Source organism: Halomonas sp. DP8Y7-3, from assembly GCF_019801675.1.
In the GTDB taxonomy this organism is placed as follows: Bacteria; Pseudomonadota; Gammaproteobacteria; order Pseudomonadales; family Halomonadaceae; genus Halomonas; species Halomonas litopenaei_A.
This window is the reverse complement of record NZ_JAHVIO010000001.1, coordinates 79,908-99,643: the sequence shown is the minus strand read 5'-3', so window position 1 is coordinate 99,643 and position 19,736 is coordinate 79,908. Positions and strand designations below refer to the sequence as shown.

Genomic DNA, 19,736 nt, shown 5'->3' with positions numbered 1-19,736 from the left:
ACTCAACAGACGGGGTCTGCACGCCTGCCGATGCCGCGGTAGTGGAAGCCCTGCCCCGCGACATACGCGGGGTCAAAGATGTTGCGCCCGTCGAGGATCAGCTTTTCGTTCAGGCGCTGGTGCAGGAGCTGCCAATCCGGGTTCCAGTAAGCCTTCCACTCGGTCACCAGCAACAGCGCATCTACCTGCTGACAGGCGTCGAGGGGGTCTCCATAGTGCAGTGTCAGCAGCGGATGATCACCCACCGCTGCCTGCACCTCCGGCAGCGCTGCCGGGTCGTGCAGATGCACGTGTACGCCCTGGGCCCACAGGGCACGCAGCAGCGTCAGCACCGGAGCGTGATCGATCCGCGCCGTTCCGGGCTTGAAGGCGGCGCCCCAGATCGCCACACGGCGGCCTTCCAGACGACCCTGAAAATGGGTCCACAGCTTGCGGAACAACGTCTCTTTCTTGTGCTCGTTGATCTCGAGGACCTGATCGAGCAATTCAGAGTGGCGACCGCTGGCCGACTGTACATCTGCCAGCCCCACCAGATCGCGGCTGAAATTGGGACCGCCAAAACCGCAGCCAGGGTACAGGTACTCATAGCCAATACGGGGGTCTGCCCCCATGCCCTGGCGCACGTACTCGACGTCGACACCAAGGGTGTCCGCCAGTCCGGCCATCTCGTTCATATAGCTGATCCGCGTCGCCAACATGCCGTTGATGGCCAGCTTGGTCAGCTCGGCGGCGCGCCGAGGCATGCGCTTGAACACCTCATGCCGACGGTTGAACGCCCGCATCAGTTCACGGACCTGGCGCTCTGCACGATCATCGTCGCAGCCCAGCAGCCAGCTTCTTGCCCGAGTGAAGGTGTCCCAGGCGCGGCCTTCCTCAAGGGTGTCGGGCAACGCCACCGACATGACGTCCTTATCGGGCAGCAGCGCTTCGAAACGCTCGGTATCGCCTACCGGGAAGGTAGCATTGTTGATAATCACTGCCCCGTTGGCCAACATCTCGGCCGCATCCTTGACCAGTCGTGCCGCCTCATCACGCTGGGTGGGCGACAGCGCAAGCCATAAGACGTCCACGGCGGCGTACGGCGGCGGGTCGTCGTGATCTACCTTGAGGTGCCCGGCCTCCATGGCCGCTGTCAGATGCGCGAGCACGGATGGCTCACGAGTGAGCCATCCGCTGTCCTTCAGCTCGTCCCAGCGACGGTCCAGAGGACGCCAGACGACATCATGACCCACCCAGGACAAGGCAGCGGCGGCGGTGGCGGCTGACAGTTCACTTCCATGTATCACCACTTTCATGGCATCAGTCCTCGGCAGCGTAGCGTTTCAACAGCTCCGTGAAGCCCTCGCCATAGCGAGCATGTCGGCGACCGTAAGCCAGAATCGCCTCAAGATAGCCGAGTTGGTGACCGCAGTCATACGTCGTGCCCTGCATACGGTAGGCGTCAACGCCTTCAGCGTTGCGCAGCTCCTCGATGGCGTCTGTCAGCTGAATCTCATTGCCGGCGCCCGGCTTGGTGCGGGCCAGCATCGGAAAGATCCGTCCCGGGAGCAGGTAACGACCGATCACCGAAAGGTTGGAAGGCGCTTCTTCCACCTTGGGCTTCTCTACCAGACCATCGAGCTGGCAGGATTCGCCCGGCTGGGGCGGTTCGCCCTTGGGTGCCACAATGCCGTACTTGTAGGTCAGCTCGCGGGGGACTTCCTCGACCATCAGCTGGGAGCGCCCGGTCTGTTCAAACGCCTCGATCATGCCGGCCAGGTCATTGCGGCTGAGACCATCGTCATCCACCAGCACGTCCGGCAGCAGCACGGCAAAGGGTTCGTCGTCGCCGATCACTGGGCGCGCGCATAGCACGGCGTGTCCCAGACCCAGCGGTTCGGGCTGGCGCACGCTGATGATATTGACGTCGGCAGGCACGATGGCCCGCAGCTCTTCGAGCAATTCGGTCTTGCCCTTGGCCTCAAGCCCGGCTTCCAGCTCGAAGTGCTTGTCAAAGTGGTTTTCAATGGCACTCTTGGTGCCATGAGTCACCAGGACGATGTCACGAATACCTGCCGCAACGGCCTCCTGGACCACGTATTGAATAACCGGGCGATCCACGATGGTGATCATTTCCTTGGGGATGGCCTTGGACGCAGGCAGGCAGCGGGTGCCAAAACCAGCGACAGGGAGAACGGCCTTGCGGATCATGGAGACTTCCTTCTTGTCGAAAACAGGAGGTTCTAGTGTCATCCATGGCGACGTGCACCATGGGACTTGGAACAGGGAATGCGTAGAATAGCGTATCAGACGAATGTGGTCTGCTGACATTGGCAGCTTGCCTTGGAGAACCTAATGAACATGTCCGATACCCCTTCCGCCAACGTTGACCACACTGAGATCGACAAGTTCTCTGCGCTGGCGGATCGCTGGTGGGATCCCGAAGGGGAATTCAAGCCGCTGCATGCCATCAATCCGCTGCGCCTGGACTTTATCGACGCCAGGGTTGGGCTGGCTGGTCGCAAGGTCATCGATGTGGGCTGTGGCGGTGGCATCCTGGCCGAGGCCATGGCACGACGCGGTGCCCGAGTCACCGGTATTGACCTCGCCGACGCCTCGCTGGAGGTCGCTCGACAGCATGCCCGGGAGCACGACGTAGATGTCGACTACCGGCTGGTCAGCGTCGAGGATCTGGCGAGCGAAGCTCCGGCAAGTGCCGATGTCGTCACCTGCCTGGAGATGCTGGAGCATGTCCCCGATCCCGAAGCGATCATCCGGGCCTGCGCCTCACTGTTGAAGCCGGGGGGGCAACTGGTGCTGTCGACGATCAATCGCAACCCCAAGTCCTACGCTTTGGCCATCCTGGGAGCAGAATATCTGCTCAAGATGGTGCCCCGCGGCACCCATGACTATGCGCGCTTCATCCGCCCATCGGAACTGGCTCGCTGGTGCCGTGACGCTGGGCTCAAGGTCTGCGAACAGACAGGGCTGGTCTACCATCCGGTGACCCGCCGCTTCTCGCTCTCTGCCGATGATGTCTCGGTCAACTATCTGATGCATTGCCGCAAGGAGGTGGCATGAGTCAGTCATCGCCCCAGGCCCTGCTGTTTGATCTCGATGGCACCCTGGTCGATACGGCACCTGATCTGGCGATGGCCACCAATCGACTGCGCCAACTGCATGGTCAGGAGGCGCTGCCCTACCCGCGCATCCGCGCTCAAGTCTCCAATGGCGGAAGTGCCCTGGTGACCCTCGCCCTGGGACTGGAACCGTCGCACCCTGATCACGCCGCAGCACGCCAGACATTGCTCGACTTCTATGCGGAAGCTGTCGCCGACCACAGCCAGGTGTTTCCGCCCCTCGACCGCCTGTTATTGCACTGGAGCGATCGCTCGCGTCCCTGGGGAATCGTCACCAACAAGCCGCGCCTGTACGCTGAGCCCTTGGTCGAGGCGCTGGGACTGCAGCCTGGAGCCTTGCTGTGTGCCGATGACCTACCCCACAAGAAGCCCCATCCGGAACCATTGCTCGAGGCAGCACGGCGCCTGTCAGTAGCCCCGCAAGAGTGCTGGTATCTGGGCGACCACGTGCGCGACATGCAAGCCGCCAGAGCGGCCGGCATGACCGCTATCGCAGTGGGATACGGTTATATCGCAGAGGAAGACGACATTCGGCAGTGGCCAGCGGATCGCTGGTTCGACACTGCTGAGGCGGTCGTGGAAGCGCTCAGCCTGCCCTGACACGACGGCAGTGGAGAGACCGACTACGGCCACGCCGTCGTCACTACACTCAGGCCCACGCTGCCATTGCCTTGCATCTTGCACCACCTGAGGCAGCTCAAGGCAATGGCAGTAAGTCACACTCAACGCTTTGGTGGTTGAGCGTCGAAGGCCTGACCATTGCAGCCCCTGCTATCCGGTCCCATCAGCCACAGGTAGGTAGGCATGATGTCTTCCGGTGTACGCAGGGTCATCGGATCTTCTCCGGGATAAGCCCCTTTGCGCATGGCCGTGCGTGTCGCACCAGGGTTCAGCGTATTGACCCTGAGCGTCCCGAGGTGCTCAATTTCTTGGGCCAGCACCTGCGAGAACCCTTCGGTGGCGAACTTTGACACCGAATAGGCTCCCCAGTAGGCCCGCCCTTTGCGACCGACGCTGGAGGAGGTAAAGATGACGGAGGCATCCTGAGACTGGGTCAGCAATGGCAACAGGGCCTGGGTCATCCAGATCGGCCCTTGCAGGTTGACCTGCATCACCTGGTCCCAGAGCTCAGGATTGTACTGCTCGAAGGGTGTGATCTTGCCCAGAAGCCCGGCGTTGTGCAGGATGCCGTCGAGACGGCCGAACTCCTTGTTCAACGCCTCAGCCATGTCGTGATAGTCCTTGAGCGTTGCCCCCTCGAAGTTCAGCGGGAAGATCGCCGGCTGTGGTCCTCCCGACGCTTCTATCTCGTCATACACCTTTTCAAGCTTGGACGTGGTGCGACCCAGCAGAATCACGGTGGCACCATGGCGAGCGTATTCGATCGCGGCAACTCGACCAATGCCGTCTCCGGCGCCGGTTACCAGAACGATGCGATCGTTAAGCAAGTCACTGGGCGCTTGATAGTCGATCTTGCAGGCGGTCTCATGGTCACTCATGGCGATTCCTCGATCAGGCCCCGCTCTGGCGCATGTAGTCATCGGCCAGCGATGCGGCATTGCTGTCAGGATAGTCTTCCTGCACCGACTTCAGCAGCGCATGTCCCGCATCCGTATCCCCCTGGCGCGCTTTCAGCAATCCCAGCTTGTACATCGCATCGGGAACCTTGCTGCTGTCGGGGAATCTCTCCAGCACCGTGTCAAAGGCCTTCTCGGCATCGCCAAACGACGATTGGGCCGAATGCAACTCACCCAGCCAGTAGTAGGCATTGCCGGTCAGACTGCTGTCGGGATAGCGATCCACGAAGGTATCGAAATCACTGATGGCCTGATCGAAATTGCGTGACTGGACCTTGGAGAAAGCGGCCTGATACGCCTCGCGAGCCTGATCACTCGCGCCGCTTCCCCGTTCCGAGGATGCGTCACTGGCCGCCTCGCCCTTCGGCTCGGAAGTGTCGGCAGCGGCCGCTGAGGATGAGGCTTGCGGCGCCTGGGCAGGCAGCTCGCTGAGGCGCTGATCCAGATCCATGTACTGCTGGCGGCTCTGCTGCTTCAGCTGATCAAGCTGATAGCGCAGCTCCTCGATCTGCCCGCGCAGCTCTCTCAGCTCCCGTTGGTGCTGTTCGACCTGGTTGAACAAGGCCAGGTTACCGCTGGCTTGGGCCTGGGTGGCCGTCTGATCATAAAAGCTGTTGCTGCCTCCAAGATCCCTGACAACCGGTTGCTGGGCCAGCGCTGGTGACATGATGGCGGGTACTATGACGGACAACGGGAGCACCAGGGCTCCCGCGCCGCACAGTCCCTTAAGACTGTGTCTCATTGACTTCTCCCACGTCCGACGTCAGTGACCTTCAGTAAGCAAAGACCACGCGGCGGTTCTGTGCAAAGGCATCCTCGTTGCTACCGCGAGCCGCCGGGCGCTCTTCACCGTAGCTGACGACTTCCACCTGGGACGGATTGACGCCTTGCAGGCGCAGGTAGCGCTCGACAGATCCGGCACGACGCTCACCCAGTGCCAGGTTGTATTCGCGGGTACCACGCTCGTCGGTGTGGCCCTGCAACACGACAGAGGCATTCGGATTGCGGCTGAGGTACTGAGCGTGGGCATTGACCACTGACTCGAACTCAGGGCGAATCGCGTCGCTGTCATAGTTGAAGTAGATGGTGCGCACTTCCGGGATGCGTGCATCGGACATCTGGCCGGAGCCATCGGTGCCGTAGCCGCTTACCTGGCCGCTGCCTGCGGTGCCGGTGCCGACACCGGATCCGCCCATGGTGCCGGAACCACTTCCGGCGGCGCTGCCGTCCTGGGTGCCGCCAGTGCTGGAACAGCCAGCCAGCACGGCCAGGGAAGCGGCGATTGCCAGCGAACGGGCGTAGGGCTTCAGAAACATCGTGTCACTCTCCTTGCTTGATGCATCAAAGTCGATTCGTGGGCCGAGGCTACCAACGAATCAGTTGAGGAACGGGGACCAGGACGGCTCACGCACATCACCCTGGGCGGCTGGCAGGCGGAACTGCGCACGTCCATCGGCGGTGACCGCCCCCAGCACCCCCGTACTACCCTGCTGGGTGGCGAAGATTACCATGGTGCCATTGGGCGCGATACTGGGAGATTCAGCTTGTTGTGCATCGCTAATTTCCACCAGGCGCCCACTGTCCAGATCCTGCTTCGCCACCTGATAACCATTGTTGCCACGGTGGATCAAGAACAGCGTCTTGCCGTCCGGAGACAGGCGTCCACGCGCGTTGTAGCTACCGGTGTAGGTCAGACGCTCGGCGTTGCCGCCGTTGACGCTCTGACGATAGATCTGTGGACCTCCAGAGCGGTCAGAGGTAAAGATCAGGCTGCTGCCGTCGGGGCTCCAGGCCGGTTCGGTCTCGATGCTGCTGGAGTTGGTCACACGCTGCAGGTTACGAGAACCGATATCCATCACGTAGATTTCAGGCTGGCCATCGCGGGACAGCGCCATGGCCAGACGACGGCCATCCGGGGACCAGCTCGGCGCGCTATTGAGACCTTCAAAGTCGGTCAACTTGGCCCGCTGTCCGGTAGCCAGGTTCTGAACATAGATCGCCGGACGCTCGGTCTCGAAGGATACGTACGCCAGCTTGCCGCCGTCAGGAGACCAGGCCGGTGACATGATCGGCTCATCGGATGTCAGCACCTGCTGGCTGTTGCGACCGTCGGCATCCGCCACATAAAGACCATACTGGGTGTTATCACCCACGCCTTGGGACGTGACATAGGCAATACGGGTTGAAAACGCGCCGCGAATACCGGTGATCTCTTCGAAGATCTGGTCACTGATATAGTGGGCCGCCCCACGCAGGTCGGAGCTTGAGGCCGTCACAGTCTCTCCGAGCAGACGACTTTCGCCGCTGACGTCGAGCAGTTCGTAACGCACCTTGACCTGTCCACCTTCCTGGCTGGTGCTGCCTACGACCAGATAGCGGGAGTCCAGGCTACGCCAGTCGCCATAGGTGACGTCGTCACTGCTGGAGGGCTGGTTGAACATCGCCGAGCGAGGCAGAGGCTCGAAGTAGCCGCTGCGCTCCAGATCGTCGGAGACGACCTGGGCGATGTCCTCGGGCAAGCCACCGGCCTGATCAGCGAAGGGAACCACGGCGATGGGCGTGGCGCGCTCGTTACCCCGCGTAATATCGATGGTGAGGTCTGCAGAAGCCACGGGGCCAACCAGCCACAGCATGGCGCCGGTCACGACCGAAGCCAGTCCTTTGCAGAGCGCACGTCGATGACCACCGGATCGACGCTCTGTTCCTGCCCACCAACTCGCGTTCAATGCTCTCATCAGCGAATGTCTCCTGGTCTGAACCGCAGATTGAATTGACGATAGTCGCGTTGCACGCCGCTGGGAAGGTCCCGCAGCTCGGAAAATGGCGCGGCCGACTCCACCGCCTGAATCGCCGAATTATCAAAGGCGGCATCGCCACTGGAGCGACGGATGCTCACCGCGAACACTTCCCCGGAGGGACCAAGCCGAACTTCAACTTCGGCCGTGGTGCCATTGCCGACATTAGGCGGGATGACCCAGGCTTGCTCTACGGCACGTCGCACCAGTTGAATGAAGCCATTGGCGGCCTCGGCGCCCTGCTCGGCATTGGAGACGGCATCGGAATCGCCTTCGATAATGCGCTGCAACTGCCGCTCGGCCTCCTCCCGTGCCTGGCGCTCAGCCTCCTCCCGGGCCTTGCGTTCGGCTTCCTCTTTGGCCCTCTGCTCGGCTTCCTCTCTGGCCTTTCGCTCGGCTTCCTCGCGGGCCTGGCGCTCAGCGTCTTCTCTGGCCTTTTGCTCGGCCTCCTCGCGGGCCTGGCGCTCAGCGTCTTCTCTGGCCTTTTGCTCGGCTTCCTCGCGGGCCTGACGCTCGGCTTCCTCTCTGGCCTTTCGCTCGGCTTCTTCGCGGGCTTGGCGCTCGGCCTCCTCTCTTGCTTTCTGCTCGGCCTCCTCGCGGGCCTGGCGTTCGGCTTCCTGCTGACGAGCGGCCTCTTCCTGACGTCTGCGCTCGGCTTCCGCCTGGCGCTCCTGCTCGGCCTGCTCACGTGCCGCTTCACGCTCAGCCTCCTGCTGCGCCCGCTGCTGTTCGGCAGCTTCCGCTTCAGCCGCGCGACGCTCTGCTTCAGCACGTGCTTGCTCCGCCGCTTCCGCCTGGGCCTGCCGTTCCGCTTCTTCCTGAGCTTGCCGTTCCGCTTCCTGCTGCGCTGCACGCTCAGCCTCTTCCTGGGCCTTGCGTTCAGCCTCTTGCTCGGCTTGCCGCTCGGCGTCACGCTTGGCCTCTTCCTCTGCCTGACGTTCCGCCGCACGGGTACGTGCCTCCGCAGCCTGCTGCGCCTGATCCGTCCGTGTTTCGGTGCTGATCAGCGTTGCCTGCACGATAGCGTTATTGGGCGTCTCAGGCTCGCTGGTCGGCCACTTGATCACGCTCAGGATAAGCAGCCCCAGGTGCAATGCCACGGCCAGCACTGTCGGCAGGCCGTAGCCGACGTTTCCGGCGCGCTTGCTGGTCGTTCGCCGTTGTGGTTTCGCCATGAGCTCTCCTAGCCTTCCTGGGGCGGGGGCTCGGAAATCAGCCCTACGTTGGCGACGCCAGCCACCTGCAGCGTGCTCATCAGGGTCACTATCTGGCCATATGCCACATTGCGGTCACCACGCACCATCACCGGCGTGCCGGGTTTGCGCTCCAGCAGAATAATGACGCGATCACTGAGCTCATCCAGGCTGACCTGCGTCTCGTCTCCACCAAGACTGATGAAATACTGGCCTTCCTTGTCGACCGACACGATGATCGGTTCGCTGTTCTCGACATCCTCGATCGGCTCGGACGTCACCTGTGGCAAATCGACCTTCACCCCCTGGGTCAGCATGGGTGCGGTAATCATGAAGATCACCAGCAGCACCAGCATGACGTCGATGAAGGGCACGACGTTGATTTCCCCCATGGGCTTGCTGCGCCCACGGCGATTGAAGGGTCCTAGCATGGAGGGTCTCCTTCCTCAGGCCGCACTTGCGTCGGGACGGCCCTGCAGGTTGCGGTGCAGGATGGAGTGAAACTCCTCGGCAAAGTCTTCGTACTTGCCCAGCAAGCGTGACGACTCGGCAGAAAGGCGGTTGTAGAAGATAACCGCAGGAATGGCCGCAAACAGGCCCATCGCGGTAGCGACCAGCGCTTCGGCAATCCACGGTGCCACCGTGGCCAAGGTCGCTTGCTGGGCCATGGACAGCGACTGGAAGGAGCCCATGATGCCCCACACGGTACCGAACAGACCGATATAGGGACTGGCCGAGGCGACGGTGGCCAGAAAGACCAGATGAAGGTTCAAGCGCTCTTCTTCGCGGGACCAGGCCACCCGCATGCTGCGCTGAACGCCGTCAAGGATCGCCTGTGGGCTGCGCGTCTTGGGCATCAGCCGATTGAATTCACGGAAACCCGCACGAAAGATGTGCTCAGCGCCCTGGCTATCGCCTTCGGCCGGAGCATTCTTGTACAGCTCGTTGAGGTCGACGCCGGACCAGAACCGATCTTCGAACGCGCGGTGAGCCTTGCGGGCACGCCGCATGACGAAGCTGCGCTGAAACACCACGATCCAGGACAGCACGGAACCGATCATCAGCAACAGCATGACGAACTGGACCACGCCGCTGGCGTTCATGATCAAGTGGGGAATGGACATGGAGTCGTTCACGGAAATCCTCGTCTCAAATCAGTCGTTGGAAGCGTCAAGGGCCCGGTCGTCCGGGGCCATGCCAAAATGGGTCCAGGCCTGGCGGGTAACCACCCGGCCTCTTGCGGTTCGCATCATCAGACCCTGCTGAATCAGATAGGGTTCGATGACATCTTCAATGGTGTCGCGCTCTTCTCCGATGGCTGCGGACAGAGAGTCCACGCCTACCGGACCACCCTCGAACTTTTCGATCATCGCCAGCAGCAGTCGGCGGTCCATATGATCCAGTCCATGGTGGTCCACATGCAGCATGTTCAGGGCCTGGTCGGCCACGTCGGCGGTGATATGACCTCCCGCCTTCACTTCGGCAAAGTCACGCACCCGACGCAGCAGGCGATTGGCAATTCGGGGGGTGCCCCGAGACCGCCTCGCCACCTCTCTGGCACCGGCGAGGTCGGCTTCTACCTCGAGTAAACGCGCAGAACGCGCCACGATCTCGGTCAGCTCGTCGATGGCATAGAATTCCAGGCGCTGAACAATGCCAAAGCGATCGCGTAGTGGTGAGGTCAGCCGGCCTGCCCGGGTCGTGGCGCCGACCAGGGTAAAAGGAGGCAGATCGAGCTTGATCGAGCGTGCTGCCGGCCCTTCACCAATCACGATATCCAGCTGAAAATCTTCCATCGCCGGATAGAGGATCTCTTCGACCACAGGAGAGAGCCGGTGTATCTCATCGATGAACAGCACATCGCCGGCCTTCAGGTTGGTCAGCATGGCAGCCAGATCTCCGGCTCTCTCCAGCACCGGACCAGACGTCGAGGTCAGCCCAACCCCCATCTCCGTGGCGATGATGTTCGCCAGCGTCGTCTTGCCGAGACCAGGAGGACCGAATACCAAGGTATGATCCAGGCTCTCGTCTCTGGCTCTGGCCGCATGGATGAAAATCTCGAGCTGTTCGCGCACTCGCGGCTGACCGATGTAATCGGCGAGACGCTTGGGACGAATGGCATGATCCACCCGACCCTCGCCTTCCAGGGTGTCTCCGGCGATAAGGCGATCCGTTTCAATCATGTCAGCCCGCCATGCGGCGTGTCAGTGCCGCCTTGATCATGGCTTCAGTACTGCCTTCCCCTTCGAGTCCCGACAGCATGCGGCTCGCCTCCGTAGGCTTGTAGCCGAGACTGACCAATGCTGCTTCCGCATCCGCCAGCAAAGACGTGGAGGACGTGGGTGCCGCAGGCTGTCCCTCCAGCGGGAGACTGTCGGGATGCTGCCAATGGGGGAAGCGGTCTCGCATCTCGATGACCAGGCGTTCAGCGGTCTTCTTGCCCACGCCAGGTAGACGTGTCAGAGCCTTCACGTCGTCCTCCATGACGCAGCGCACGAAGGCGTCCTCCTCCATGCCCGAGAGAATCGCCAATGCCAGTTTCGGCCCGATGCCGTTGACCTTGATCAGGGCCCGAAACAACGCCCGCTCCTGCTCGCGAGCAAAGGCGTACAAAAGATGAGCGTCATCGCGTACGGTCAAATGGGTGTACAACGACACCTTCTCACCACTACCGGGCAGCGCGACCAGGGTCGTCATTGAGGCTTCCATTTCGTAGCCGACCCCTCCCACATCCACCACGAGCCAGGGGGGCTGAGTCTCGAGCAATGTGCCTGTGATGCGTCCAATCATGGCGCTATAACTTCCTTGAACATTCGGTGTAGGTGACCACCAGTGTAACCGAGACCGGGGCCGGAGTTCGCTGGCGCAACGCCGTAACATGCCACCGGACTACCCCTTGGCTGCGCCCACTATACGGCTACCAGATAGCCATCGCTAGCGTGACAAACACTGTTCGAAAATCAAGGTGTCTGCATAAAGAGACGCTCATCCAAGGGCACGGCTCCAACGCTATCGTCAGGGACGGTACTGCCGCCAGGATTGTCCGCGACCACGGCCGCGACGCCCGCCATAATTGCCTTCATTGACCAGTCCTCGGGACGCGTAGAGGTGCGTCAAGGCAATCGCCAATGCATCTGCAGCGTCTGCCTGAGGAGTGCCCGACAGCCCAAGGGTGGCGGTGATCATATGCTGCACCTGGGTCTTTTCTGCGCCACCGGAACCGGTCACCGCCTGCTTGATCTGTCGTGGACCATACTCGTTGACGGTAAGACCGTGGTTAGCGGCACACACAATCGCAGTCCCTCGGGCCTGTCCCAATTTCAACGCGGAGTCGGCATTTTTCGACATGAACACCTGCTCAATGGCAAAGGCGGCTGGGCGGTAGAGGCCAATCAACTCGCTGATGCCGGCGTAGACCTGGGCGAGCCGTTGCGCAAGGGCGTCGTCTTTGAGGCGAATACAGCCACTGGCCACATAGCGTGGCTGTCGCTCGCTGGCGTCAAGTACACCGTAGCCTGTCACACGTGAACCAGGGTCAATGCCCAGCACAATCATCCCTGTCTCTCCTGTGCCGCGTACTGGACACACGTGCCACGGCCGTTGTCATCGCCCGCAAGAATGGCATGGCCTTGGCCTGAATTGGTGGAAAAATCTAGCATTTATGTCCTTAGGGTCGTGGCGCTGCCATCCTTGACCAGATCAAGATAACCGCACAATGCAGACGAAAGCGTCTGAGGCTGTGCTAGCGTAATGCGCACCATTCTATCGTTCCTTCAAATGACCAGCGAATCCGACACAGGAGTCAGGTATGAAAGATGTGGCCATCGTAGGCGCGGGGCCTGTTGGCATCTGCTTGGCGCGTGCACTGGCGGGCGCTGGAATGGACGTGGCGCTAATTGAGCGCGCGCGCCAGGACCAGCTCTCCACCCCCCAACCAGATGGCCGCGAGATCGCCGTCACCCGAGCGTCTGCGGGTCTGCTGGAAACGCTAGGCGTATGGCAGCGGATTCCCCAGCAGCAGGTGTATCCACTGGCGAGCGCAAGAATTTTCAATGGTGCATCGCAGTTCTCGATGAAGGTGGATCCACACGATCCCGATCATCCCCTCGGCGTGATGGTCTCCAACCATCTGATCCGCCAGGCGGCCTACGATGAGGCAAGTCGAATCGATGGCATCGAGTGGCACTTCTCTTCCCTGAAGCAGATTGACACAGATGCTCAGTGCGCGCGGCTTCGTCTAGAGACTGGTGAGGAAGTGACAGCGCGGCTGGCGGTCGCCGCCGACAGCCGCTTTTCCGAGACTCGCCGTCAAATGGGGATCGCCGCACGCATGCGGGACAATGGACGCAGCATGATGGTGTGCCGCGTTCACCACGAACGCGCTCACGACCAGTCTGCCTGGGAGTGGTTTGATCACGGCCAGACACTGGCGCTACTACCGTTGACCTCTCATCTATCCTCCGCGGTAGTCACCCTGCCCAGCCGGCAGATGGCAGAACTGTCGTCACTTCCCTCAGCAGCGCTTTCCGCTGCCTTGACACAGCGCTACGCCAACCGACTGGGAGCGATGACCGTCGACGGTGAAGCTCACGTCTACCCCTTGGTCAGCGCTTATGCGGAACGCTTTGTCGGCACTCGCCTGGCGTTGGTCGGCGATGCGGCGGTGGGCATGCATCCTGTCACCGCCCATGGCTTCAACTTCGGGATACATAGCCAATACCGCCTGGCCCGACGGTTGATCGACGCCTATCAGCAGGGTAAGGATATCGCCGCCCCCCATCTGCTGGTCGGCTATGAACGGGAGCATCGTCTCGCCACTTGGCCGCTGTATCAGGCGACCCAGGCCATCGTCGGGCTATATACCGATGAACGCCCCCATGCTCGCATCCTGCGACACCTTGGTTTACGAGCGGGAGAGCGACTGTCTCCTGCCCGCCATTGGCTAGCGCAGCAGCTTGCTCAGACCGCGCCCAATCGAGCAGGGCCGATTCCACTCCCTGGGCTGCCGTCACTGCCCCTGCCACCTGCGCCCTTTCCTTCCCTGTTGTTTTCAGGGGCGCCCTCTCGCCAGCAGTAAGCAGAAATGACCGCTATATAAACGCAGAACCCCCGCCATATGGCGGGGGTTCTGCGTCATTCATGCGCCAGACGGACCTGTCGAAACAAGCCCCTGGTGCAAGCGCCCAGGTGACGGCCTGGGCGGCTTGCCTCACTCGGCGCTGTCGGCCTTGGCCTTCTGACGAAGACGAATGTTCAGCTCCTTGAGCTGATCGGCGCTGACATCGCCCGGTGCGTCCGTCATCAAGCACGCGGCACTCTGCGTCTTCGGGAAGGCAATGACTTCACGAATGGTGCGCGCACCGGTCATCAGCATGACCAGACGGTCGAGACCGAATGCCAGGCCACCGTGGGGCGGCGCGCCATAGTGCAGGGCGTCGAGCAGGAAGCCAAACTTCTCACGGGCCTCTTCTTCACCGATCCCGAGAATCTCGAACACCACGCTCTGCATGGCCTGATCGTGAATACGAATGGAGCCGCCACCCAGCTCGGTACCGTTCAGCACCATGTCATAGGCGCGTGAAAGGGCCCCCGCCGGATTGGCCTTGAGCTCTTCCGGGCTGCAGGCTGGTGACGTGAACGGGTGGTGCAGCGGACTCAGACGCCCGTTGTCATCCGCCTCGAACATCGGGAAGTCGACGACCCACAGCGGTGCCCAGGCCTGGGTGTAGAGATTGAGATCCTCGCCCAGCTTGACCCGCAGCGCTCCCAGTGCCTCGTTGACGATGCGCGCCTTGTCGGCGCCGAAGAAGATGATGTCGCCATCTTCCGCACCGACACGGTCAAGCAGCGTCTCGATCACGTCTTCCATGAACTTGACGATCGGCGACTGCAGACCTTCGATACCCTTCGCACGCTCGTTGACCTTGATCCAGGCCAGACCGCGCGCTCCGTAGATACCGACGAACTTGGTGTATTCGTCAATTTCCTTGCGTGACAGCTTGGCACCGCCACTCACCTTGAGCGCTGCCACACGACCGTCTTCGGCGTTGGCAGGACCAGAGAAGACCTTGAAGTCGACGTCTTTCATCAGATCGTCGACATCGGTCAGCTCGAGCGGAATACGCAGATCAGGCTTGTCAGAGCCGAAGCGATGCATCGCCTCATGCCAGGTCATCCGCGGGAAGTCGCCAAGTTCGACATCCAGCACATCCTTGAACAGGCCCTGAATCATGGATTCGGTAATACCCATGATGTCGGACTCGTCGACAAAGGATGCCTCGAGGTCGATCTGAGTGAATTCAGGCTGACGATCCGCTCGCAGGTCCTCGTCGCGGAAACACTTGGCAATCTGGTAGTAACGATCGAAGCCCGCCACCATCAACAGCTGCTTGAACAGCTGTGGGGACTGCGGCAACGCAAAGAAGTTGCCAGCATGGGTACGGCTAGGCACCAGGTAGTCGCGGGCACCCTCAGGGGTGGCGCGGGTCAGTACCGGGGTCTCGATATCCAGAAAGCCTTCGCCTTCGAGGAAGGCGCGTACGCTGTGGGAGATGCGAGAACGCAGACGCAGCTTCTCGATCATCTCAGGGCGACGCAGATCGATGTAGCGGTGCTTGAGGCGAATTTCCTCACCGACCTTGCCATGCTCGTCCAGCTGGAACGGCGGCGTTGCGGCGGTGTTGAGCACCTCTACTTCTTTGGCCAGCACCTCGATCAGGCCTGTCGGCATGTTCGGGTTCTGGGTGCCTTCGGGACGCATGCGCACACGGCCCTGAATGCGCAGCACGTACTCGCTGCGGGCGCGGTCGGCATTGGCGAAGGCCTCGGCAGTGTCAGGGTCGACCACAACCTGGGCGATGCCATCACGATCGCGAAGGTCTAGGAAGATCACCCCACCGTGGTCACGGCGGCGATGCACCCAGCCGCACAGGCTGACCGTCTGGTCTACCAGGGTTTCGTTGAGCTGGCCGCAATAATGGCTGCGCATGTTGATTCCTGTCATGTTGCGTGAAGGTTGGACGGATCGAGACTCAGGCGGCGGCGCCGTCTCCGGAGGACGAGCTACCGGAGCCACTGCTGCCACTCGAGGCACCACTGTCGCCCGCCAGGTTTTTCTTGCTGCCGCCGGTCTTGAAATCGGTTTCGTACCAGCCACCGCCGGCAAGACGAAAGCCTGCGGCAGATACCAGACGATTCAGCTCGGGGGCTTCACAGGCTGGACAATCGCTCAAGGGAGCGGCGCTCATTCGCTGCAGCTTCTCGAGACGGTGGCCACAGGCCTTGCACTGATATTCGTAGATGGGCATGGTTTGAGGTCTCCGTTCGCATCAACCCTAAAAGTAGGAACAGAGACGCCACAGCGGCACATCTTCCGCAGCTCTCTGTCCCGACATGCGATATAGGGCCGGCCAAAAGCAATTCCAAGCCCAGATCAAGGGGCCGTATTATAGCGCGCTGAACCCCATGAGGCACAGCCCTGTGCGATCAAACCGCTCAAACTCGGCCATGCTACCCCCAATGACAAGAGGAGCCGTGATGAAAGCCGTTCTACTCGATGCCGACAGCCTGGGCGACGACATTGACCTGACCCCCCTGCGCGAGCAGCTCGACAGCCTGGACGTCCACCCCACCAGCACCACCGCCGAGGCCCGCGCGCGCCTCGACGGTGCTGATGTTGCGATCGTCAACAAGGTCGTGCTGGACGCCGATACGCTGAACGCCCTGCCCTCGCTGAAGCATATCTGCGTGCTGGCAACGGGCACCAACAACATCGATATGGAGGTCGCCCGGCAACGCGGCATTCGGGTCGACAACGTCAGCGCCTATGGTACCGCCAGCGTCGCCCAGCACACCCTGATGCTGATCCTGTCGCTGGCCACTCGCCTGCCACAGTACACCAGCGATGTTGCTGAAGGACGCTGGGGTGAGAGCCCCTTCTTCTGCATGATGGGGCATCCCACGGTACAGCTCGAAGGAAAGCATCTGGTGCTGGTCGGCCAGGGTGAGCTTGGGTCTCGCGTCGCCTCTCTGGCCGAGGCGTTCGGCATGCGGGTGACGTTCAGTGCACGTCCAGGTAATGAAGCCAACGACCATCGCCCCGCCCTGGCCGAGCTGTTGCCGGAGGCCGATGTGGTCAGCCTGCACTGTCCCCTGACCGAACACAGCCGCCACTTGATCAACGCCGACAACCTTGCACGCATGAAGGCCGGCGCGCTGCTGGTGAATTGCGCCCGCGGTGGTGTCATCGACGAGGAAGCCGCATTGGCGGCGCTTCGTGATGGCCGTCTGGCCGGCCTGGCCGTGGATGTCTTGCCGGTAGAGCCACCCCGCGATGGTCATGCGCTGATTGACGCGCTCAACGAGACGCCTCGGCTCAATCTACTGGTGACGCCGCACAGTGCGTGGATCACCCCGGAAGCGCGACAGAACATCGTGCGGCTGACCGCCGAGAACTTGCGAAACGCCTGACGACCTAGCGTCGTGTCCTTGTGCCCTCGTCTGACCTTGATGTTAATCGAGGGCACCTCAATAAGGTGTTTGCCTATGGAGATAACGGTATAAACACGAATCTACCGTTGATACGCTTGCACACACCGGCCTTCACTCCGATACTTCGCGCTAACGCCGTATCACCAGGCGCAGGCACTTTTCGTACAAGCCCTAAGCCCATACCGTCATCGGACACCCTATGTTGTATAACTACGGGTCGATCAACCTCGACCATGTCTACCGCGTCTCTCATCTGGTGCGTCCTGGAGAAACCCTTGCCAGCCACGAACACCGTGTCGGCCTTGGCGGCAAGGGCGCCAATCAATCATTGGCCCTTGCCAAAGCGGGAGGCCAGGTCCAGCACTGGGGCTGCCTCAACGCACAGGATGGCTGGGCTCGCGAGTTACTGCAGGATGCCGGCGTCGACGTTGCCGGCGTCAAGCAGGTACCAGGCCCTTCCGGACAGGCCATCATTCAGGTGGACGACAGCGCGGAGAATGCCATTCTGCTCTTCCCCGGCGCCAATCATCACTTCAAGGCGGAGGATATCGCCGAACTGATGCAGGCTTGCTCAGCCGGTGATTGGCTGTTGCTGCAAAATGAGTGCAGCGTACTCGCCGACAGCATCCAGCTGGCACATCAGCGCGGCGTCCAGATCGCCTTCAACCCTGCGCCGATGAGCGATGACGTCAAGCGTCTGCCGCTGCATCTGGTCGATCTGCTGTTCGTCAATCGCGGCGAAGCCGCCTGGCTCGCCGAATGTGAGGATGACGCCTCTGCCGAGACCTTGCTGGACGCCCTGGCGCAACAGCTTCCAACAACGGCACTGGTGTTGACTCTGGGAGCCGAAGGCGCCTGGTACCAGCACGGCGATCAGCGGCACTTTCAGCCCGCCAGCAGCGTCAAGGCCGTCGACACTACAGCAGCCGGCGACACCTTCATTGGCTACTATCTGGCCGCCATGCAGGAGCAGGCAAGCGTTGCCGAGTGCCTGGCCCTCGCTTCCACCGCAGCCGCCTTGGGTGTTCAACGCCAAGGCGCTGCCACCAGCGTTCCCGCGCGCCATGAAGTGGACAGCGCCCTTTCATCCGGTCAGCACCAGATCCGCTGAGCCATTCTTCTTCAGCGTAGGCGTGGCACCACGCCACGCCTGCTGCACAGGAGCTATCGTGAAGTATCCGATCATCTTTGATACCGATCCTGGCGTTGATGACGCCCAGGCCATCGCCATCGCCCTGCGTCATCCCGACATTGACCTGCTGGGCATGACCACCACCTTCGGCAATGTCGATATCGATACCGCCACCCACAATGCGCTGTTGCTCGGTGAGTTGGCGGGCCAGCCCGTGCCAGTGGCCCAGGGCTCGGCATGCCCAATGGTCAAACCGCGACACCCGGCACCGAAACATATTCACGGCGATAATGGGCTTGGCAACATTCCGCTGCCACCAGTCACCGGCCAGGCGGAGTCACGCAACGCGGCTCAATTCATCGTGGATACGGTGCGTGCACGTCCAGGTGAGGTGTCACTTGTCGCCGTGGGCCCCCTGGGCAATCTGGCCGCAGCACTTCAGCTGGCGCCAGAGATTGTCACTCTGGTTCGCCAAGTGGTCGTCATGGGCGGCTCCATCCGCGAAGGGGGCAATGTCACTCCGGTGGCGGAGGCCAACATCTTCAATGACGCCCACGCCGCGCAAAAGGTACTGACCGCGGGCTGGCCGCTGACCCTGGTGGGACTCGACGTCACCCATCGCTGCATCCTCACCCCCGAGCACATGTCCCGCATTGAAGCTGCCCAGGGGAATCTCGGTCGCGTCCTCGCCGGCAGCTATGACTTCTACCGCGCCTTCTACCGTGATGCCCTGGGTATCGACGGCTGCTGCCCTCACGACAGTGTGGCATTGGCCTGGCTGGTACGCCCGGAGCTGTTCAAGACCACCCGGGGCCACCTCAGCGTGGTCACCGAGGGCGCTGCGGAGGGCCAGACCATTCTTGCCGCGGAGGGTCGCCAGTTCATCGAGCCTCGCTGGTCCGGCACTCCTCTTGCGCAGGTGTGTCTCGAGGTAGACGGCGCTGCGGTCAGCCAATGGATCGCAGATACGCTCGGCTAACCCAGCACGCCGCTGGCGTCGACGCATCTTGCACTAGCTCGTTGCCCCGTTGATCTAGCAAGGGGCAACGCCGCATGGCGCCCAAGCAAAGGGGGCGGCCACCGACCGCTCGGTGACCGCCCCCTGTCGCTGTCGCCTTCGCGTCAGCCCGTCGTGAATGCCTCGGGCATCGACGAGAGCATCACCTCTTGACGCGTCACTCGGGTCACCGTGGCCTGGGGCGGACCCTGCTCCAGCCACTCAGCGACCTGCTCGACCTCATGGCGAGGGCCGCACAGCAGTACCTCCACGCTGCCGTCAGGTTGATTATGCGCGTGCCCAACCAGCCCATGCGCCTGGGCCTGCTGCTGAGTCGACCAGCGAAAACTCACGCCTTGTACTTGCCCTTCGACAACGGCCTCCAGGCACATCATGTCACTCTCCATATTGTCCTCCCGCGCCTGATCGTGCT

General features: G+C 61.7%; 21 protein-coding genes. 6 read left to right on the top strand and 15 right to left on the bottom strand.

Going from position 1 to position 19,736, the window contains the following annotated elements; translation table 11 throughout:
• Positions 1-2: 2 nt before the first annotated feature.
• Together KUV86_RS00465 and galU are read right to left on the bottom strand one after the other, a co-directional pair.
• Positions 3-1,295 (bottom strand): nucleotide sugar dehydrogenase, encoded by a 1,293-nt coding sequence (locus KUV86_RS00465; RefSeq protein ID WP_206938684.1) that lies wholly within the window; start codon positions 1,293-1,295, stop codon positions 3-5.
• Between the two features lie 4 nt (positions 1,296-1,299).
• Complete coding sequence (gene galU, locus KUV86_RS00460) at positions 1,300-2,190, bottom strand: UTP--glucose-1-phosphate uridylyltransferase GalU (RefSeq protein ID WP_206938682.1); 891 nt, start codon at positions 2,188-2,190, stop codon at positions 1,300-1,302.
• 150 nt (positions 2,191-2,340) lie between these two features.
• Here galU and ubiG point away from each other — a divergent pair, with 150 nt between their 5' ends.
• The gene (gene ubiG / locus KUV86_RS00455; protein WP_409995526.1) at positions 2,341-3,060 is read left to right on the top strand and encodes a bifunctional 2-polyprenyl-6-hydroxyphenol methylase/3-demethylubiquinol 3-O-methyltransferase UbiG; all 720 of its coding nucleotides are present in this window, start codon (positions 2,341-2,343) and stop codon (positions 3,058-3,060) included.
• The gene (locus KUV86_RS00450; RefSeq protein WP_222163831.1) at positions 3,057-3,719 is read left to right on the top strand and encodes an HAD-IA family hydrolase; all 663 of its coding nucleotides are present in this window, start codon (positions 3,057-3,059) and stop codon (positions 3,717-3,719) included. Before ubiG ends, KUV86_RS00450 begins: the two co-directional genes overlap by 4 nt.
• Positions 3,720-3,841: 122 nt before the next feature.
• On the opposite strand, the gene KUV86_RS00445 is transcribed toward KUV86_RS00450, so the two are convergent.
• The 10 genes from KUV86_RS00445 to ruvC form a co-directional block, all read right to left on the bottom strand.
• Positions 3,842-4,618, bottom strand: coding sequence for a YciK family oxidoreductase (locus KUV86_RS00445; RefSeq protein ID WP_222483248.1), 777 nt, complete (start codon positions 4,616-4,618; stop codon positions 3,842-3,844).
• A 13-nt stretch (positions 4,619-4,631) separates the two neighbouring features.
• Positions 4,632-5,438: a tol-pal system protein YbgF gene (ybgF, locus tag KUV86_RS00440; RefSeq protein ID WP_222483247.1), complete on the bottom strand. Its 807-nt coding sequence runs from the start codon at positions 5,436-5,438 to the stop codon at positions 4,632-4,634.
• A gap of 31 nt (positions 5,439-5,469) precedes the next feature.
• On the bottom strand, positions 5,470-6,012 hold the full coding sequence (gene pal, locus KUV86_RS00435; RefSeq protein ID WP_206938672.1) for a peptidoglycan-associated lipoprotein Pal: 543 nt from the start codon (positions 6,010-6,012) through the stop codon (positions 5,470-5,472).
• Between the two features lie 60 nt (positions 6,013-6,072).
• Entirely contained in the window at positions 6,073-7,329 is a 1,257-nt protein-coding gene (tolB, locus tag KUV86_RS00430; RefSeq protein ID WP_222163897.1) for a Tol-Pal system beta propeller repeat protein TolB, read from the bottom strand.
• A 101-nt stretch (positions 7,330-7,430) separates the two neighbouring features.
• Positions 7,431-8,666 (bottom strand): cell envelope integrity protein TolA, encoded by a 1,236-nt coding sequence (gene tolA, locus KUV86_RS00425; protein WP_222483246.1) that lies wholly within the window; start codon positions 8,664-8,666, stop codon positions 7,431-7,433.
• Between the two features lie 8 nt (positions 8,667-8,674).
• Positions 8,675-9,115, bottom strand: a complete 441-nt coding sequence (tolR, locus tag KUV86_RS00420; protein ID WP_206938666.1) for a protein TolR — start codon at positions 9,113-9,115, stop codon at positions 8,675-8,677.
• A gap of 15 nt (positions 9,116-9,130) precedes the next feature.
• Positions 9,131-9,820: a protein TolQ gene (gene tolQ / locus KUV86_RS00415; protein WP_224852098.1), complete on the bottom strand. Its 690-nt coding sequence runs from the start codon at positions 9,818-9,820 to the stop codon at positions 9,131-9,133.
• An 18-nt stretch (positions 9,821-9,838) separates the two neighbouring features.
• Positions 9,839-10,867 (bottom strand): Holliday junction branch migration DNA helicase RuvB, encoded by a 1,029-nt coding sequence (gene ruvB / locus KUV86_RS00410; RefSeq protein WP_206938665.1) that lies wholly within the window; start codon positions 10,865-10,867, stop codon positions 9,839-9,841.
• A gap of 1 nt (position 10,868) precedes the next feature.
• On the bottom strand, positions 10,869-11,474 hold the full coding sequence (gene ruvA / locus KUV86_RS00405) for a Holliday junction branch migration protein RuvA (RefSeq protein WP_206938656.1): 606 nt from the start codon (positions 11,472-11,474) through the stop codon (positions 10,869-10,871).
• A gap of 225 nt (positions 11,475-11,699) precedes the next feature.
• Positions 11,700-12,239 (bottom strand): crossover junction endodeoxyribonuclease RuvC, encoded by a 540-nt coding sequence (gene ruvC / locus KUV86_RS00400; protein ID WP_222483245.1) that lies wholly within the window; start codon positions 12,237-12,239, stop codon positions 11,700-11,702.
• A 253-nt stretch (positions 12,240-12,492) separates the two neighbouring features.
• Between ruvC and ubiM the strand changes: the two genes are divergently transcribed.
• Positions 12,493-13,761 (top strand): 5-demethoxyubiquinol-8 5-hydroxylase UbiM, encoded by a 1,269-nt coding sequence (ubiM, locus tag KUV86_RS00395; protein WP_222483244.1) that lies wholly within the window; start codon positions 12,493-12,495, stop codon positions 13,759-13,761.
• 132 nt (positions 13,762-13,893) lie between these two features.
• Here the strand turns inward: ubiM and aspS are convergent, their stop codons facing one another.
• Entirely contained in the window at positions 13,894-15,672 is a 1,779-nt protein-coding gene (gene aspS, locus KUV86_RS00390; protein ID WP_206938644.1) for an aspartate--tRNA ligase, read from the bottom strand.
• A gap of 43 nt (positions 15,673-15,715) precedes the next feature.
• Positions 15,716-15,991, bottom strand: coding sequence for an FmdB family zinc ribbon protein (locus tag KUV86_RS00385; protein WP_222163836.1), 276 nt, complete (start codon positions 15,989-15,991; stop codon positions 15,716-15,718).
• A gap of 229 nt (positions 15,992-16,220) precedes the next feature.
• On the opposite strand from KUV86_RS00385, the gene KUV86_RS00380 reads away from it, so the two are divergent.
• The 3 genes from KUV86_RS00380 (at position 16,221) to KUV86_RS00370 (ending at position 19,285) form a co-directional block, all read left to right on the top strand.
• Positions 16,221-17,153 carry a D-2-hydroxyacid dehydrogenase gene (locus tag KUV86_RS00380; RefSeq protein WP_222163837.1) on the top strand — a complete coding sequence of 311 codons (933 nt, stop codon included), beginning with the start codon at positions 16,221-16,223 and terminating at the stop codon, positions 17,151-17,153.
• Between the two features lie 220 nt (positions 17,154-17,373).
• The gene (locus tag KUV86_RS00375; protein WP_222483243.1) at positions 17,374-18,285 is read left to right on the top strand and encodes a ribokinase; all 912 of its coding nucleotides are present in this window, start codon (positions 17,374-17,376) and stop codon (positions 18,283-18,285) included.
• Between the two features lie 58 nt (positions 18,286-18,343).
• Positions 18,344-19,285, top strand: coding sequence for a nucleoside hydrolase (locus tag KUV86_RS00370; RefSeq protein ID WP_222483242.1), 942 nt, complete (start codon positions 18,344-18,346; stop codon positions 19,283-19,285).
• Positions 19,286-19,428: 143 nt separating this feature from the next.
• On the opposite strand, the gene yccX is transcribed toward KUV86_RS00370, so the two are convergent.
• Positions 19,429-19,695, bottom strand: coding sequence for an acylphosphatase (yccX, locus tag KUV86_RS00365; protein WP_261317469.1), 267 nt, complete (start codon positions 19,693-19,695; stop codon positions 19,429-19,431).
• Positions 19,696-19,736 lie beyond the last annotated feature (41 nt).

Coding starts and splice junctions, on each gene's coding strand:
- KUV86_RS00385 (WP_222163836.1), bottom strand. CDS start 15,991: ATGCCCATCTACGAATATCAGTGCAAGGCCTGTGGCCACCGTCTCGAG.
- ruvC (WP_222483245.1), bottom strand. CDS start 12,239: ATGATTGTGCTGGGCATTGACCCTGGTTCACGTGTGACAGGCTACGGT.
- ruvB (WP_206938665.1), bottom strand. CDS start 10,867: ATGATTGAAACGGATCGCCTTATCGCCGGAGACACCCTGGAAGGCGAG.
- tolA (WP_222483246.1), bottom strand. CDS start 8,666: ATGGCGAAACCACAACGGCGAACGACCAGCAAGCGCGCCGGAAACGTC.
- tolR (WP_206938666.1), bottom strand. CDS start 9,115: ATGCTAGGACCCTTCAATCGCCGTGGGCGCAGCAAGCCCATGGGGGAA.
- ybgF (WP_222483247.1), bottom strand. CDS start 5,438: ATGAGACACAGTCTTAAGGGACTGTGCGGCGCGGGAGCCCTGGTGCTC.
- pal (WP_206938672.1), bottom strand. CDS start 6,012: ATGTTTCTGAAGCCCTACGCCCGTTCGCTGGCAATCGCCGCTTCCCTG.
- aspS (WP_206938644.1), bottom strand. CDS start 15,672: ATGCGCAGCCATTATTGCGGCCAGCTCAACGAAACCCTGGTAGACCAG.
- ubiG (WP_409995526.1), top strand. CDS start 2,341: ATGTCCGATACCCCTTCCGCCAACGTTGACCACACTGAGATCGACAAG.
- ruvA (WP_206938656.1), bottom strand. CDS start 11,474: ATGATTGGACGCATCACAGGCACATTGCTCGAGACTCAGCCCCCCTGG.
- KUV86_RS00465 (WP_206938684.1), bottom strand. CDS start 1,295: ATGAAAGTGGTGATACATGGAAGTGAACTGTCAGCCGCCACCGCCGCC.
- tolB (WP_222163897.1), bottom strand. CDS start 7,329: ATGCTGTGGCTGGTTGGCCCCGTGGCTTCTGCAGACCTCACCATCGAT.
- galU (WP_206938682.1), bottom strand. CDS start 2,190: ATGATCCGCAAGGCCGTTCTCCCTGTCGCTGGTTTTGGCACCCGCTGC.
- ubiM (WP_222483244.1), top strand. CDS start 12,493: ATGAAAGATGTGGCCATCGTAGGCGCGGGGCCTGTTGGCATCTGCTTG.
- KUV86_RS00445 (WP_222483248.1), bottom strand. CDS start 4,618: ATGAGTGACCATGAGACCGCCTGCAAGATCGACTATCAAGCGCCCAGT.
- KUV86_RS00450 (WP_222163831.1), top strand. CDS start 3,057: ATGAGTCAGTCATCGCCCCAGGCCCTGCTGTTTGATCTCGATGGCACC.
- KUV86_RS00380 (WP_222163837.1), top strand. CDS start 16,221: ATGAAAGCCGTTCTACTCGATGCCGACAGCCTGGGCGACGACATTGAC.
- yccX (WP_261317469.1), bottom strand. CDS start 19,695: ATGTGCCTGGAGGCCGTTGTCGAAGGGCAAGTACAAGGCGTGAGTTTT.
- KUV86_RS00375 (WP_222483243.1), top strand. CDS start 17,374: ATGTTGTATAACTACGGGTCGATCAACCTCGACCATGTCTACCGCGTC.